The sequence below is a fragment of the Variovorax paradoxus genome (assembly GCF_024734665.1).
GTDB lineage: Bacteria > Pseudomonadota > Gammaproteobacteria > Burkholderiales > Burkholderiaceae_C > Variovorax.
Genome location: NZ_CP102931.1, coordinates 5,913,340 through 5,928,311 on the forward strand (window position 1 = coordinate 5,913,340; position 14,972 = coordinate 5,928,311).

Here is a 14,972-nt window from a genome sequence, read left to right on the forward strand (position 1 = left end):
CGCAGTCATGGGAACAGATCGGCCTTTTCCAGCGAAACGCCGGCGGCATCCTTGGCGGACAGTTGAGGGGACATGTCAGGCCAGGCGATGTTCAAGGTCGGATCATTCCACGCGATGCAGCGCTCGTATGCCGGCGCGTAGTAATCGGTGGTCTTGTAGAGAAACTCGGCCGTGTCGCTCAACACCAGGAACGCATGGGCAAACCCGGCAGGCACCCAGAGCTGCTTGTGGTTTTCGTCCGTCAACTCCACGCCCACCCAGCGCCCAAAGGTCGGAGACGACTTGCGGATGTCGACGGCGACATCGAACACCGCCCCGCGCACGACACGCACCAGCTTGCCCTGCGGCTGTTGGATCTGATAGTGAAGACCGCGCAGCACGCCCTTGGCCGAGCGCGAATGGTTGTCCTGGACGAACTCGACGTGCTTCCCGACGGCCTCGTCGAAGGCCTTGCCGTTGAAACTCTCGAAGAAGAAGCCGCGCGCGTCACCGAAGACCTTGGGCTCGATCACCAGCACGTCGGGTATGGCGGTCGGTGTTGCTTTCATGATTTGTCCAAAACTCAAATGGGTCAGGCCACGCGGCGAAGGTAGCCGTCCGGGGCCACGCTGACGAGAAGCTTGTTGTCGATGGCCCGGTCGATCTCGAACGCATGCGCATGCGTTTTGAGGAATTCGTGAACCGCTGTCTTCGGATTGTCGCCGGGGCCCCATGGGCGGTCGGGAAACAGGCTGTCGGGCAGATCTTCCACGATGGTGTCGAACACGACGCAGTAGCTGCCGACGCTCACCAGCGGCGCGTAGGCGCGTAGTTCGTCGAGCACGTGGGCATGGGTGTGGTTGCTGTCAAGGCAGACCAGGACGGACTGCTTGTCCGAAGCCGCGGCCTTGACCTTGTCGATCACGTCCTGCGCGATGCTCGAGCCTTCGATCATGGAAATGCGCTTCATCATGGGATGCGCCTCGATGGCCTTGCGATTGTGCGAACGGATGTCGATGTCGATACCCAGCACCCGTGCATCGGCCGGGCCGCCGCACGCCGCATTCAGCTCCAGCATCGCCGCGGAGAAGATCAGCGAGCCGCCGTGCGCGATGCCCGTCTCGATGATCAGGTCAGGCTGCACACGCCAGATGAGCTCCTGCATTGCCACGATGTCCTGCGGATACTGGATGATGGGGCGCCCCATCCAGGAGAAGTTGTAGGAATAGCCTGCGCGGATGGAGGAGCCGATCAGCGCCTTGGCGTCCGCCTGCAAGGTCGAATTGGTTTCGTTGGCCGCAACGCGTGCGGCCACTTCATCGTCAAACGTCATTTTTTGTCTACCTTTACGAGTCGAAATCTGCCGCAGGACTGTGCCACGATCTCTTCGAAATAATTGGAGTTCATCACGAACACGTGCGCGCCCGGCGGCAGCGACTCGAGCGCGCGATCGGGAGAGACGATGGCCAGCCCCGTGCCGGCCAAGTACTTGCCTTGCTTGACCGGGTTGATGTCGATCGCCACGTCGAATTTCACGCCTGCGGCGCGAAGGTGGTGCGAAAAGATGACGCCCTTGGAAGAGGCACCCCAGATCGCCATGGGCCCGGAATCGGCGAGCGCAAGGGCCTTGCACTGTTCGACACCGGCCATGAAGTCGGCCGGCAACGCGATCGACTCGCGCGGCGGCGCCACAGCCTGCCGCAACGATGCGAGGTCTGCGACGACATAGAGATACTGGCCGCCGAACACGTGTCCCGCCTCATGGATGCATTCGAACATCCTCTCGAAGTCCGTCGCGCGAAAGTAGTTGACGTGCTCGTAGAAGATGTCGAACCAGGCACCGTGCCGGCAGATCCAGTCGAAGCACGGCACCTCGATGTATATCTTGCCCTGCCCCCCATTGGCGTCGGCGATCTCCTTCAGGAATTCGAAGGGTCGCGGAATGTGCTCGAGCACGTGGCGAAGCACGATGGCGTCCGCGGACAGCCCGAGTGCTCGCGAGAAGGGAGCGGCAACGACATGCGGGCTCTCACCCTCGAAGGCGGGGTCGATGCCGGTCGCTTCGTAGCCGGCTTCGCGCAGGTGGTTCAGAAAGTAGCCCTTGCCGCAGCCGACCTCGATCAGCGACGGCGTCTGAAAGTGACGCCTGATGATGCTCAGCACGGCGTCCAGGTGCTCTCGGAAGACCGACGAGCATGCCTGCTCGTTCTGGTAGTCGGCGTCATAGGTCAGCAGCGCCGGGTCGAATGCCTCGTTGAAGACAAGCCCCGTGACCTCGTCCCGCACCAGGACCATGTCGCCCCGGGCCGAGCCGATGCCCGCCTCGACGCTGTCGAACACGCGGTTCTGCAGGACGGGCAGCCCCTCGATGCGCAAGAGTTCACGATGCATCGGCCACCTCCCGCGTCAGTCGAATCAGTTTTGCATTGCTGCCCCAGAACGCCATCGGCTCGTAACTCGGATAGGGAAAGTGTCCCAGGGCGAGCTCGATCGGCGAGCCAAGGGAATCGCGCCAGCCCTCGACGAGCGAGCGCACCGAGGTGGGCCGGCCCGAGCAGATATTGACGATCCCGTGCGCCGCGTGGCCGAGGGCCAGGGCCACGAGGTGCTGCGCCACGTCGGCCACGGGCAGGAAATCGCGCAACTGCTCGCCGCCAGACATCCGGAACTCGGCATCGCCACGCCCGGCGGCCGCCATGAACTGGGTGTACAACGCGCCCGGCGCCTGCCCTTCGCCGTACATGTAGAACAGCCGCGCCCACGTCAGGCGAACCTGGCTGTCCGCGGCCAGGAACTCGAGCTCCCGACGCAATGCATCCTTCGCGAAGCCGTAGGGGTTGCGAGGATCCGTCGGAAGCGATTCGTCGAGCTCGCCGGATTGCATGCCGTATTCGAAGCAGGTGCCGGCACACACCAGCGTTGACAGCCCGGCCTTCACGAGCTGTTCGAGAAAACGGTACTGCTCGCCCAGGTGCGTGTCGAAATGATGCCGCGATTGGTAGTTCGGCAAGCCGCTCCACGCCAGATGAATGAGTGCATCGGGCCGCCCCAGCCATTCGAAGGCGCCTTCGGAAGCCGCGCTCATGTCGGCCGCCACATGCGCGACGCCCTCCGGCAGCCAGGCACCCGCGCCGCGCCTCGACACGGCGACGACGTGGACGCCGGGCAGCAAGGACAACCGGCGAACCACGTGCCGGCCGATGAAACCGCTGGCACCGGTGACTGCGACCTTCATAGGACTTCCAGGCCGGGCACGGCGCAGACAAATTGCCCACCCCACTCGCGGATGTAGGCCAGCTGGCTCATCACTTCCGCCTTGAGGTTCCAGGGAAGGATCAGCACGTAGTCGGGCTTTTCGCGCTGAAGGCGCGCCTCGTCCACGATCGGAATGCGGCTGCCGGGCATGTACTGGCCCTGCTTGGCGGGATTCCTGTCGACGACCCAGGGCAGCAGGCCGGACCGAATGCCGGCGTAGTTGAGCAAGGTGTTGCCCTTGGCCGCGGCGCCATAGGCGCCGACGCGCTTGCCGGCCCTGCGGGCCTCGATCAGGAAGGTGACGAGGCCGTCGCGCACGTCGTCGGCCCGCGACTGGAAGCCTTCGTAGTAGGCCGGGGTCGTCAGTCCGGCATTCAATTCGACGGCCAGCAGGCGCGCCACGGTTGCCTCGACCGCATGCTCGCCCGTGTCGCGACGTTGCGCGAAGACCCGCAGGCTGCCGCCATGCGTGGCGAGTTCCTCGACGTCGAAGACGCACAAGCCATTGGCCTCGAACAGTCGATGCACCGCGCTCAGGGACAGGTAGGAAAAATGCTCGTGATAGATGGTGTCGAACTGACAGTCGGCCACCAGCCGCATCAGGTGCGGAAACTCGAAGGTGGCCACGCCATGCGGCTTCAGCAGCTCAGCAAAGCCGGCCACAAAGTCGTTGATGTCCGGCACGTGGGCCAGCACATTGTTGGCAGCGATTAGGTCCGCGGCCTTACCCTCGGCAACAAGTTGCCGGGCCAGTGCCACGCCGAAGAACGCCTCGACCACGCTCAGGCCCTTCTCGCGCGCAGCGCGTGCAGTGCTGGCCGTCGGTTCGATGCCTGTGCAGGGGATACCGGCCTGCTGCACATACTGGAGCAGGTAGCCGTCGTTGGCAGCCACCTCGACCACGTGCGATGCTGGTGACAGTGCAAAACGCCGCACGACCTCATCGACGTAGCGCTTGCTGTGCGCGAGCCAACTCGTCGAATACGAACTGAAGTAGGCGTAGTCACTGGAGAAGAGCTCCGCGTAGTGCGCGTAGTCCTCGGTCTGGACGAGCCAGCATTGGGAACAGGCAAGCACGCGCAACGGATACCACTTTTCGGGTGCTGCGAGTTGCGCGGCGCCCAGGTAGGCATTCGAAGGCGGGGATGAGCCCAGGTCCATGAGTTGCAGCGACAGTTCTGCGTGGCAATGGCGGCACTTCATGTCAGACACCGCGGAAGTCGGAAGGGATGAAAGGGTGCGCGGCATCGCGTGCGGACAGGTCTGCGAACGCGAGCGGCCAGGCGATAGCAAGCGCGGGGTCTGCGGGGTTCAGCCCGCCTTCGGCGCCTTGCACGTAGGGAGTGGTATGTAAATACAGCAATTCGGTGTCGTCGGCGAGTGTCTGGAAGCCGTGTGCGAATCCCTTGGGGATGAACAGGCTGCGCGCGTTCTCGGCGCTCAATTCTTCGGCGTGCCAGGCCAGGAAGGTCGGCGAATCCCTGCGCAGATCGACGGCAACGTCGAAGACCTTGCCGCGCAGGCAACTGACCAGCTTGTCCTCGGCATGCGGCGGGTACTGGAAATGCAGCCCGCGCACAGATCCGCGCCGGTGCGTCAAGGTGTGATTCATCTGGGCGACCGGCTGCGAAAACCCCGCAGAGGCCAGTTCCTCGGCACAGAAGAAGCGGCTGAAGAACCCGCGCGAGTCCTCCAGCTTGTGCCGCTGTATCAGCTTGAGCCCGCTGAGGCGGGTGGCGGTGACGTCAAACCGCGACATGCGCTGCCCCGCGTTCGTGCGCCGCGATCTGCCCCAGGCTGATCGCCTGCATGTCTTCACCCGCACGCCAGGCGCGATCCCATTCGACGATCCTGTCGAGCGCCTCGTCGAGCCTCCAGCGGGGATGCCATCCCAGTTCGCTGCGTGCCCTGCTGCTGTCGAGCTTGAGGTAGCCGGCCTCGTGCACGGTCTTGGCATGCGTTTCCCGCCACTGCGTGCCTGGCACCTTGCCGACCAGGCGGTCCAAGAGCTGGCGCACGGGGATGGCGTCCTCGTCGGCGGGGCCGAAGTTCCAGGCGGAGGCCGCCAGCGCGTCGCCCTGGACGAGGCGCTCGGCCAGCATCAGATAACCCGAGAGCGGCTCCAGCACATGCTGCCAGGGTCGGATGGCACCGGCATAACGCACATCGAGCGCACGTTGTGCCTGGAGAGCGCGGAAGAAATCGGGAACGAGTCGATCGTCGGCCCAGTCGCCGCCGCCGATCACGTTGCCGGCCCGTGCTGTGGCGACCGCCACGCCGGCCTGCGCGAGGAAAGAAGTCCGGTAGGCAGCTGTCACCAGCTCGGCGCACGCCTTGCTGCTCGAATAGGGGTCGGCCCCGCCAAGCGCTTCGCTTTCCCGGTAGCCCCAAAGCCACTCGCGGTTGTCGTAGCACTTGTCGGTCGTGACATTCAAGACCGCGCGCACGCCCTCGCAGGCGCGGACAGCCTCCAGCAGGTTGACGGTGCCCATCACGTTGGTGGCATAGGTCTCGGCCGGTTCCTGGTAGGAGTACCGAACCAGGGGCTGCGCGGCCAGATGAAAAACGATCTCCGGCATCGCCTCGCGAACGGCATGTTTGAGCGCTTGGCCGTCGCGCACGTCCGCAATCGCATGGCTCTGCAGCAGATCGGCGACGCGTGCCTGCGTGAACAGGTTGGTCGGCGTTGGCGGCGGCAGCGAGAAGCCGTGGACTTCGGCACCGAGCGCATGCAGCCACATCGCCAGCCAACTTCCCTTGAAGCCGGTATGCCCGGTTACCAACACGCGGCGGCCCTGCCAGAACGAGGGGGTCACGGCCACACCTTCCACGGCGCCGAATGGGTGGACCAGAGCTGCTCCAGGTGGTTCTTGTCGCGCAGCGTGTCCATCGGCTGCCAGAAGCCGGCGTGTTCGAAGGCCATCAGCTGGCCCTCCCCGGAGATGCGGGCCAGCGGTTGCCCTTCCCAACTGGACTGGTCACCTTCGATGTAGTCAAGGCATCGGGGCGACAGGACGAAGAACCCGCCGTTGATCCAGCCGCCGTCGCCGCGCGGCTTCTCGATGAACCCCCGCACGACATCGCCATCGCGTTCGATCGCGCCATAGCGCCCGGCGGGCTGCACCGCCGTGACCGTGGCCAGGCGCCCGTGGGCGCGATGAAAGTCGATCAGCTTGTCGATTCGCAGATCGGCCACGCCGTCGCCATAGGTGAAGCAGAAGGCATCGTCGTCCTTGAGGTATTCGCCGACGCGCTTAAGGCGTCCACCCGTCATAGTCTCGTCGCCGGTGTCGACGAGCGTGACTTTCCAGGGTTCGGCCTTGCGCTGGTGAACGTGCATTTCGTTGCTGCGCATGTCGAAGGTCACGTCGGACATGTGCAGGAAGTAGTTGGCGAAGTACTCCTTGATGACGTAGCCCTTGTAGCCGCAACAGATAATGAAGTCGTGGATGCCGTAGGCCGAGTACAGCTTCATGATGTGCCACAGCATGGGCTTGGCACCGATCTCGATCATGGGCTTCGGCTTGAGATGCGTCTCTTCGGAAATGCGCGTACCCAGGCCGCCCGCCAAAATGACTGCTTTCATGCGACTAAGACCCTTTGCGTTCTTGCAACTAAAGAAGCCTCAGCTTCTTTCCGATTTTTACGAAGATGCGTCCGTTTAGCTCGTTCAATTGCCGTTCAGCTGCCAAGCGCCCCTGCTCAGCCCCCTCGGACAACGAGAAAGCGGCGCGCTCCCGATTCCTTGATGCAGAAAGTTCCGCAACCAACTCATCATGCTGACGTGACAGTCGAAGGATCTCGTTAGAAAGCTCTGCATGCATATCCGATCTTTGCTGTGCAGCCACGCCGATCTCTCGCTCCAGAAGCTCTGCGTTCTGAGCGGCCGATTTCATCCAGGCAATGACCGATTCGATCAAGTCTGCTGGCTTGTCCGCCGTGCCAGCCAGTTGAGTTGGCATTTTGCGACCGGCAGCGGGAAACCGGAAAACATCGCTGCCCGTCGAGGTGAACTCAGTTCGCTCGGCGTCAATCAATGAAAAAGCCGTGTCCCAATCACCGAGTCGAAATCCAACGGCCGATGCAGCAGAGCTTCGCTCCTTGGCAGATAGCTCAATTTTTGCGGGTGCTCGCCAAGCACCCCGATACCGTTCCTCAAGCAGCTTTCGAAGTGGCAGATACTCCTCTAGCGTGAAGATCTTTCGCCGACTGATCTCTCGGTCCAGTCGTTGAAACAACAAAGCCCAGGAATGGATGTGAGAAACGTCAAAATCGTGACTAGCTTGGCCCGCGTGGATCAAATAAACAGCGCCTGGCCGTTTGCACAAGTAGACTGGATATTGACAAAAAATCTGAACCTGAAAATCAACATCGCTTGGCAGTCCCGTACATAGATACGGGTGCCCCACGCTGGCCAAGGCTTCTCTGCGCCATAGGACAGAACTCCATCCGTAGTGAAGATGAGTCATCCAATCGGTCAGATGCTCGCGCGGCTGCAACAAGCCAAAGTGCAACTTGTCGAGAGGCGCAGGATAGGTGTGAAGAAGCGCGCCAGTCCCATCCCGTGCCTCCGTCACGAATACGGCAGCCCCAGCCTCCCGATACTCCTCAAGGATTTGGTAGGCATCATGCAAAAAATCGGGCAGCAACCAGTCGTCGTCCGCCAAGGGTACGAAATAGGCCGTCGAAACATGCGCCAGCGCGTCCTGGTAGTTACCGGTGGAGCCGATATTCTCGGGCCGCCTCAGGTAGCGTACGCGAGGGTCCTGCGCCATGAGAGAACACACGTACGCCTCGGTTTCGTCCGTCGAGGCGTTGTCGAACACGTGCACCAGCACCGGCACACGGCGTTCCTGCAGGACGCTTTCAATTGCCTTCTGCAGCTGCACCCGCCGATTGAAGGTGGGAATGATGACCGTGATTGTGTGAGTTGACTCCTTGGTCAGCAACTCATGACCGCTCACGAACGCACCTTGTCCGTCAACAGGTGCCTCAGGTATTTGCCATACCCGCTCTTCTCAAGCGGCGCGGCGAGCTTCTCGAGCTGGGCACTATCAATGAATCCATTGCGCCACGCGATCTCTTCCGGGCAGGCAATCTTCAACCCCTGCCGATGCTCCAGCGTCGCAATGAACTGCCCCGCTTCCAGCAGACTGTCGTGCGTGCCTGTATCCAGCCATGCGTAGCCTCGCTGCATGATCTGCACATTCAACTGGTCGCGGTCGAGATAGGCTTGGTTCACTGCGGTGATCTCCAACTCGCCTCGCGCGCTGGGCTTCACGGCCTTGGCAATATCCACCACATGGTTGTCGTAGAAGTACAGCCCCGTGACAGCGTAGTTGCTCTTGGGCTTGAGTGGTTTTTCCTCGATGCTGCTGGCCTTGCCATTGGCATCGAACGCGACCACGCCATAGCGCTCAGGGTCCTGCACGTGGTACGCAAACACGGTGGCACCGCTCTGCTTGGTATCGGCGTCCGACAGCAGATGCGCGAAGTCGTGCCCGTAGAAGATGTTGTCCCCCAGCACGAGCGCACTGGGATCGTTGCCCACGAACTTGTCCCCGATGATGAACGCCTGCGCCAGGCCATCGGGGCTGGGCTGCACCGCGTACTGCAGGTTGATGCCCCACTGGCTCCCGTCCCCCAGCAGTTGCTGGAACCGCGGCGTGTCCTGCGGCGTGCTGATGATCAGGATGTCGCGCATGCCGCCCAGCATCAAGGTGCTCAGCGGGTAATAGATCATCGGCTTGTCGTACACCGGCAGCAGCTGCTTGCTGAGTGCCAGCGTGGCGGGGTGCAGGCGGGTGCCCGAGCCCCCAGCGAGGATGATGCCTTTGCGTTGCGTCGTCTTGGTCATGTTCTTTTTCTCGTGAAAGTTCAAAGAATCTCGCGCAGCATGCGCGCAACGCCTTCCTGCCAAGGCGGCAGGCGCAGGCCGAACGTGGCCTGCAGCTTGGTGGTGTCCAGGCGCGAGTTGTGCGGGCGCTTGGCCGGGGTCGGGAAGGCGCTGGTCGGCACGGCCTCGACGGCCTCCGGCCCGGCCTTGAGTTCGACACCCGCCGCCTTGGCTTGCTCGAGCACGAAGCGCGCGTAGCCATGCCATGTCGTTTCACCGCCGGCAATCGCGTGATACAGCCCCGCCTTCCCAGGGTCCCGCAGCGTCGCCCGGATGGCATGCGCCGTCACGTCAGCCAACAGCTCTGCACCCGTAGGCGCGCCGAACTGATCGTCGATGACGGTCAGCTTGTCGCGCTCCTTCGCCAGCCGCAGCATCGTCTTGGCGAAGTTGCCCCCGCGCGCGGCGTACACCCAGCTGGTGCGGAAGATCAGGTGCTTGGCGCAGTTCTGGGCCACCAGTTGCTCGCCTTCGAGCTTGGTGCGCCCGTACACGCTGAGCGGGCCGGTCGCATCGTCTTCCTTCCAGGGCTTCGTGCCGCTGCCGTCAAAGACGTAATCAGTCGAGTAGTGAACCATCAGCGCGCCGATCTGCTGGGCCGCCTCGGCCACGATTCCCGGCGAGGTGGCGTTGAGCTTGCGCGCAAACTCGGGCTCGCTCTCGGCCTTGTCGACGGCCGTATGCGCCGCCGCATTGACGATCACGTCGGGGCGAACCTTCAATACTGTCTCGGCCAGTTGCTCGGGGCGGCTGAAGTCGGCGTTGAAATCGGTGCTGTCGAAGTCGAGCGCGACCAGTTCACCCAGGGGCGCCAGGCTGCGCTGCAGCTCCCAGCCGACCTGTCCGCCCTTGCCCAGCAGCAGCAACTTCATGCCGCGGCCTTCGCAGGTGCTGCGTCGTATTGCTTCTCGACCCACTCGCGGTAGGCGCCGCTTTGCACATTGCGCACCCACTCGCCATTGGCCAGATACCACTCGACGGTCTTGCGGATGCCGGTGTCGAAGGTCTCGGCGGGCTTCCAGCCGAGCTCGGCCTCGAGCTTGCGCGCGTCGATGGCGTAGCGGCGGTCGTGGCCGGGGCGGTCGGTGACGTAGGTGATCTGTTCCTTGTAGGGCTTGCCGTCAGCCCTGGGGCGCAGCTCGTCGAGCAGCGCACACACGGTGTTGACGATCTCGATGTTGGGCTTCTCGTTCCAGCCGCCCACGTTGTAGGTCTCACCGAGCTTGCCGGCTTCGAGCACGCGGCGGATGGCGCTGCAGTGGTCCTTCACGTAGAGCCAGTCGCGCACCTGCATGCCGTCGCCGTACACGGGCAGGCTCTTGCCGGCCAGCGCGTTGACGATCATCAGCGGGATGAGCTTCTCGGGAAAGTGGAAGGGGCCGTAGTTGTTGGAGCAGTTGGTGGTCAGCACCGGCAGGCCGTAGGTGTGGTGCCAGGCGCGCACGAGGTGGTCGCTGGCGGCCTTGCTGGCCGAGTAGGGGCTGTTGGGTTCGTACTTGTTCTCTTCGGTGAAGGCGGGGTCGGTCTTGGAGAGCGAGCCGTAGACCTCGTCGGTGGACACGTGCAGGAAGCGGAAGGCGGTCTTCTGCTCGGCCGGCAGCGCGCTCCAGTGGCCGCGCACGGATTCGAGCAGGCGGAAGGTGCCCAGCACGTTGGTCTGCACGAAGTCTTCGGGGCCGTGGATGGAGCGGTCCACGTGCGATTCGGCGGCAAAGTTCACGACTGCACGCGGCTTGTGCTCGGCCAGCAGGCGGTCGACCAAAGCGCTGTCGCCGATGTCGCCCTGCACGAAGATGTGCCTCGGGTTGTTCTTGAGCGACGCGAGTGTCTCGAGGTTGCCTGCGTAGGTCAGCTTGTCGAGGTTCACGACCGGCTCGTCGCCGTTGGCGATCCAGTCGAGTACGAAATTGGCGCCGATGAAGCCGGCGCCGCCAGTAACCAGGATCATGAAGTCCCCTGCTGATATATGGAACGATCGCCTTGCGGCAAATCAACAGGCGATTATCCCATCGGGCCAGAGGAGAGAAATCAAAGGTTGGCGCCCGCGCAGGCCCCGCCTACAATCGCCCCACTGCAGGAGAGCGGGCCACCCCGGTGGCCCCACCGAAGGCGCAAACTCCCATAAACGCTCAGGTCGGTCCGAACAAGGGACCTGTACTGCACCAACTGAAACGCCGTCTGGAGAGCCATCACACCGCCCAACGTGGTCGTGATGCACCGAAGGAGCAAACCCTCTGCGGGCGCAGCGGGTGAATCTCTCAGGTACCGAGGACAGGGGGAGCGGCAACTTGGACTACGGTCGTCCGGTTGCTTTGCTATTCATTCAATAGCACACCACGCCCGTCGCTCAAGCGCTGCAACCTCAAAGGTACTTGAAATGCGCGTGATCGTTCTTGGCGCCGGCCTGCTCGGCGTGACCTCGGCTTACTACCTCCAGCAACTCGGCCACGAAGTGACCGTGATCGACCGGCAGGCCACCCCGGCCGCCGAAACCAGCTTCGCCAACGGTGGGCAGATCTCCGTCAGCCACGCCGAGCCCTGGGCCAACCCCAGCGCACCGCTCAAGGTGCTGCAATGGCTGGGCAAGGAAGACGCCCCGCTGCTCTTCCGCATCCGCGCCGACATGCGCCAATGGCTCTGGGGCCTTCAGTTCCTGCGCGAATGCACGCCAGCGCGCACCCGTCACAACATCGAGCAGATCGTGCGTCTCGGAACATACAGCCGCTCGATGTTGCAACAGTTGCGCCGCGACACCGGCCTCAACTACGACCAGCGCACGCAGGGCATCCTGCACTTCTACACGACGCAAAAAGAGTTCGACGGCGCCCTCGCGCCCGCCGAGCAGATGCGTGCCCTGGGCTGCGAGCGCCAGGTCATCTCGGCCGACGAGGCCGTAAAGATCGAGCCCGCCCTCGCCCACATCCGCCCGCAGCTGGCCGGCGCCACCTACACGGCCGAGGACGAGTCCGGCGACGCCAACCGCTTCGCGCGTGAGCTTGTGGGCCTGGCCACTGCGGCGGGCGTGAAGTTCCTGATGAGCCACACCGTGACCGCGCTGCGCGAGGCCGGCGGCAGCATCGACCACGTCGAAGCCACCGACAGCGAAGGCCGCTTCCAGCGTATTCGCGGCGATGCCTTCGTGCTGGCGATGGGTTCGCTGAGTCCGCTGTATGCGGCGCCGCTGGGCATCCGCCTGCCGATCTACCCGGCCAAGGGCTATTCGGTGACGCTGCCGGTCAAGGACGCATCGAAGGCCCACCAGGTCTCGCTGACCGACGACGAATTCAAGCTCGTGTTCTCGCGCTACACCTCGGAGTCGGGCGACCGCCTGCGCATTGCCGGCACGGCCGAACTCAACGGCTACGACCGCGACCTGAACCGCGTGCGTTGCGAAGCCATCGTGCGCCGCGTCGAAGAACTGTTCCCCGGCGCCGGCGACACCACGCAAGCCCAGTTCTGGACCGGCCTGCGCCCCGCCACGCCGAGCAACGTGCCCCTGATCGGCAAGACAAAACTGCCGAACCTGTTCCTCAATACGGGCCACGGCACGCTCGGCTGGACGCATGCCTGTGGCTCGGGCAAGTCGATTGCGCGGATCGTGAGCGGGCTGGCGCCGGAGGTCGATTTCACCTTTACGGGAATGCCGGCGCCCGCGCCGCGAACGCTGCAACCGGCCTGACCGCGTTCAATCGTTGGCAGTGAACACCGTCAACACCCCGGTATAGCCATACAGATGGTGTCGGGCAATCTCGCCCGCAGCGAAGAACCCGACCAGCGGCACATCGCCCAGCGCATGCCGCACGATCTGCAATTCGGCGCCCGGTGCGCCGAAGTGCGGCCCGCCGCGCCCGGAGCAGCTCACATACACCGCCCCTGCGATGCGCCGTGCCGGATGCGGCGCCGCCTCGGCCTCGCCCGCAGCCACGGCGCGCGCGGTGGCGAGCGTCTGCTCTTCGGGCTCCAGCTCCTCGCGGATTTCCGCGCAGATGCGCATCAGGTCGGCCCGCGCGGCCTGCGCGTTGCGGCGGCAGAAGGTCAGCCGCATGCCGGCTTCGGCCACGTCGGCAATGGCGATGCCGCGCCGCGTCGGGTCCAGCCCGATGATGTGGCGCACCAGCACGTCGGCGCCCAGGTCGCCGGTGCGGCGGATGCCGTCGCTACCGGCATCGGCCAGGCCGACCAGCGTGTTGCGCACGGCGTCGATGGCCTCCTGTGGGCGTTCGAGCGACACCTGCAGATCGGCCAGCAGCACGTCGAGCGCAGGCTCGCCGTCGAGCTTCAGCAGCAGATTGCCGTCGGCCTCGGTGATCTCGCGCTCGCGCACCGCCCCCGAGCGCAGCGGCTGGCAGCCCTGCGTGACGCGCGACACCAGCCGCACGCCTTCGCCGAACACCACGCCCGACAGGCCGCCCGAAAACACCCCGCCCGCCGCCCCGTGCCCGCGGATGTTGCCGTTACCGCCAACGGCGAACTGCAGCGCACTGCCGCGCCCCGAAGACAACCCGCCGAACAGATAGCCTGTATCGGTGCGCCCCGCCATCTCGGCGATCAGCTCGGCCAGGTCGGGCGTTGCCGGGTCGGCATGCACCAGCGCCGTGTGCGCCTCGAAGCCGCTCATTTCCGAATTGCCCAGCGGTGCCACGCCGGAGAACACGCGGTACTGGTCGCTCGGCAGCGCGCAGAGCATCAAGGTCATGCCGGGTTCGTCGAAATACTCGGCGTTGTTGGCCGACACGCCGATGCCGACGGTGCCCGACCAGTCGGTCACTTCGGGCAGCTCGGCGCTCAGGTGGTCGAGGATGTCCTGCGCCTCGCTCGCATAGTGGTCGGTGATGTAGAGCAGCCCCAGCGTCGGCGACGAGGCGTAGTCGGGCAGGGCCATCTGTGCGCGCAGCTGGGCCAGCACGAGGCCGGCCGCCATGCGCCATTGCGGATGGGTGGCATGACCGGAGGGAAACAACTTCATGATGCGTGCCAACCCGTTCTCTTCAACAAATGGATGTGTATGACGTCAACGCCGGGCGGAGGTTCGCTTGCGCGCGGCTGTCGATGTCTTCTTTTTGGCAGCCGGCGCTGCAGCCTTCTTGGCCGCAGCAGGCTTGCGGGCGGCCGTTGTTGCCGGCTTGCCCATGACCTTGCCGACCGCATCGGCCAGCGGCTGGGCCATGGCCGGCACCTTCAGCTGGGCCGCGTCCTGCAGCGCCGAGCTGGCGATCTGCTGGAACTGTTCGGTGAGCGAGCCCCACCACTGCATGGGATCGACCACGCCGGCGCCGTCGGCCGCCGCGGTCTTTGCCTTGGCCGAAGCCGGCCTGCTGCGCGGCTTCGTCGGTGCTGGAGCCTCTTCTTCGGGCATCTCGTCCTCTTCCTCGACCTCTTCGGGTTCGGGCTCCGGAGCTGCCGCGGCAGGCGCCGGCGCCATCGCGGCTGCCTGCTTGGTGAACGCGCTGGCGATGTCTTCCATCCGCACGTTCATGCCGCGCAGCGTCGACAACGTCATCTTCTGCACTTCGAGCGCCTGGATCGTGGCCTTGAGGGCATGGCCGTTCTGCTCGAGCCAGTACTGCACCGTCTTGAGCTCCTGGATGCGCTTGTCGACTTCTTCCACGCTCAGCGTGGGCGCCACCCAGCTCGCGAGGCTCGGGATTCCCGGCACAGAACCGGCTCCCGTGCCCGATGCGGCGCCACCGGCGAGGTTCTTCAGGAAGTCGAATCCGGGGACGAACTGGCTGAAGTCGAAGGGCTTGCTGGCGGTGCTCATGCGGGTGGTCTCCTGGGTGGGTTTTCTTGTGTTGCCAGCTTACTCCAAGCCTCCGGCCTTTTGGCCTGGACCTCCCCACCT

15 protein-coding genes and 2 riboswitches are annotated in these 14,972 nt (G+C 64.3%); of the genes, 1 reads left to right on the forward strand and 14 read right to left on the reverse strand.

Going from position 1 to position 14,972, the window contains the following annotated elements; translation table 11 throughout:
* Window positions 1–5: 5 nt before the first annotated feature.
* Genes rfbC (NWF24_RS27875) through rfbB form a run of 12 tightly spaced genes read right to left on the reverse strand, consistent with a single transcriptional unit; the run spans window position 6 to window position 11,078 of the window.
* Entirely contained in the window at window positions 6–548 is a 543-nt protein-coding gene (gene rfbC, locus NWF24_RS27875; RefSeq protein ID WP_258351361.1) for a dTDP-4-dehydrorhamnose 3,5-epimerase, read from the reverse strand.
* Between the two features lie 23 nt (window positions 549–571).
* Entirely contained in the window at window positions 572–1,312 is a 741-nt protein-coding gene (locus NWF24_RS27880) for a cephalosporin hydroxylase family protein (RefSeq protein WP_258351362.1), read from the reverse strand.
* Complete coding sequence (locus NWF24_RS27885) at window positions 1,309–2,370, reverse strand: class I SAM-dependent methyltransferase (RefSeq protein WP_258351363.1); 1,062 nt, start codon at window positions 2,368–2,370, stop codon at window positions 1,309–1,311. Before NWF24_RS27885 ends, NWF24_RS27880 begins: the two co-directional genes overlap by 4 nt.
* The gene (locus NWF24_RS27890) at window positions 2,360–3,214 is read right to left on the reverse strand and encodes an NAD-dependent epimerase/dehydratase family protein (RefSeq protein WP_258351364.1); all 855 of its coding nucleotides are present in this window, start codon (window positions 3,212–3,214) and stop codon (window positions 2,360–2,362) included. The genes NWF24_RS27885 and NWF24_RS27890 overlap by 11 nt, the downstream gene beginning before the upstream one ends.
* On the reverse strand, window positions 3,211–4,437 hold the full coding sequence (locus tag NWF24_RS27895) for a class I SAM-dependent methyltransferase (RefSeq protein WP_258355366.1): 1,227 nt from the start codon (window positions 4,435–4,437) through the stop codon (window positions 3,211–3,213). The genes NWF24_RS27890 and NWF24_RS27895 overlap by 4 nt, the downstream gene beginning before the upstream one ends.
* Before the next feature lies 1 nt (window position 4,438).
* Complete coding sequence (gene rfbC / locus NWF24_RS27900; protein WP_258351365.1) at window positions 4,439–4,993, reverse strand: dTDP-4-dehydrorhamnose 3,5-epimerase; 555 nt, start codon at window positions 4,991–4,993, stop codon at window positions 4,439–4,441.
* Window positions 4,980–6,050 carry a CDP-glucose 4,6-dehydratase gene (gene rfbG / locus NWF24_RS27905; protein WP_258351366.1) on the reverse strand — a complete coding sequence of 357 codons (1,071 nt, stop codon included), beginning with the start codon at window positions 6,048–6,050 and terminating at the stop codon, window positions 4,980–4,982. The genes rfbC (NWF24_RS27900) and rfbG overlap by 14 nt, the downstream gene beginning before the upstream one ends.
* Window positions 6,047–6,820 (reverse strand): glucose-1-phosphate cytidylyltransferase, encoded by a 774-nt coding sequence (rfbF, locus tag NWF24_RS27910; RefSeq protein ID WP_258351367.1) that lies wholly within the window; start codon window positions 6,818–6,820, stop codon window positions 6,047–6,049. Before rfbF ends, rfbG begins: the two co-directional genes overlap by 4 nt.
* Before the next feature lie 28 nt (window positions 6,821–6,848).
* Window positions 6,849–8,198 (reverse strand): glycosyltransferase family 2 protein, encoded by a 1,350-nt coding sequence (locus tag NWF24_RS27915; RefSeq protein WP_258351368.1) that lies wholly within the window; start codon window positions 8,196–8,198, stop codon window positions 6,849–6,851.
* Complete coding sequence (gene rfbA, locus NWF24_RS27920; protein ID WP_258351369.1) at window positions 8,195–9,091, reverse strand: glucose-1-phosphate thymidylyltransferase RfbA; 897 nt, start codon at window positions 9,089–9,091, stop codon at window positions 8,195–8,197. The genes NWF24_RS27915 and rfbA overlap by 4 nt, the downstream gene beginning before the upstream one ends.
* Before the next feature lie 20 nt (window positions 9,092–9,111).
* Window positions 9,112–10,002: a dTDP-4-dehydrorhamnose reductase gene (gene rfbD, locus NWF24_RS27925; protein ID WP_258351370.1), complete on the reverse strand. Its 891-nt coding sequence runs from the start codon at window positions 10,000–10,002 to the stop codon at window positions 9,112–9,114.
* Complete coding sequence (gene rfbB, locus NWF24_RS27930) at window positions 9,999–11,078, reverse strand: dTDP-glucose 4,6-dehydratase (protein WP_258351371.1); 1,080 nt, start codon at window positions 11,076–11,078, stop codon at window positions 9,999–10,001. The genes rfbD and rfbB overlap by 4 nt, the downstream gene beginning before the upstream one ends.
* A 116-nt stretch (window positions 11,079–11,194) precedes the next feature.
* A riboswitch (glycine riboswitch) is annotated at window positions 11,195–11,295 on the forward strand.
* A 3-nt stretch (window positions 11,296–11,298) separates the two neighbouring features.
* A riboswitch (glycine riboswitch) is annotated at window positions 11,299–11,415 on the forward strand.
* 92 nt (window positions 11,416–11,507) lie between these two features.
* On the opposite strand from rfbB, the gene NWF24_RS27935 reads away from it, so the two are divergent.
* Window positions 11,508–12,809, forward strand: coding sequence for a D-amino acid dehydrogenase (locus tag NWF24_RS27935; protein ID WP_258351372.1), 1,302 nt, complete (start codon window positions 11,508–11,510; stop codon window positions 12,807–12,809).
* A gap of 6 nt (window positions 12,810–12,815) precedes the next feature.
* Here the strand turns inward: NWF24_RS27935 and NWF24_RS27940 are convergent, their stop codons facing one another.
* A complete protein-coding gene (locus NWF24_RS27940; protein WP_258351373.1) occupies window positions 12,816–14,096 on the reverse strand; it encodes an FIST signal transduction protein in 1,281 nt (426 codons plus the stop codon).
* Between the two features lie 45 nt (window positions 14,097–14,141).
* Entirely contained in the window at window positions 14,142–14,891 is a 750-nt protein-coding gene (locus tag NWF24_RS27945) for a PhaM family polyhydroxyalkanoate granule multifunctional regulatory protein (protein WP_258351374.1), read from the reverse strand.
* Window positions 14,892–14,972: the final 81 nt, after the last annotated feature.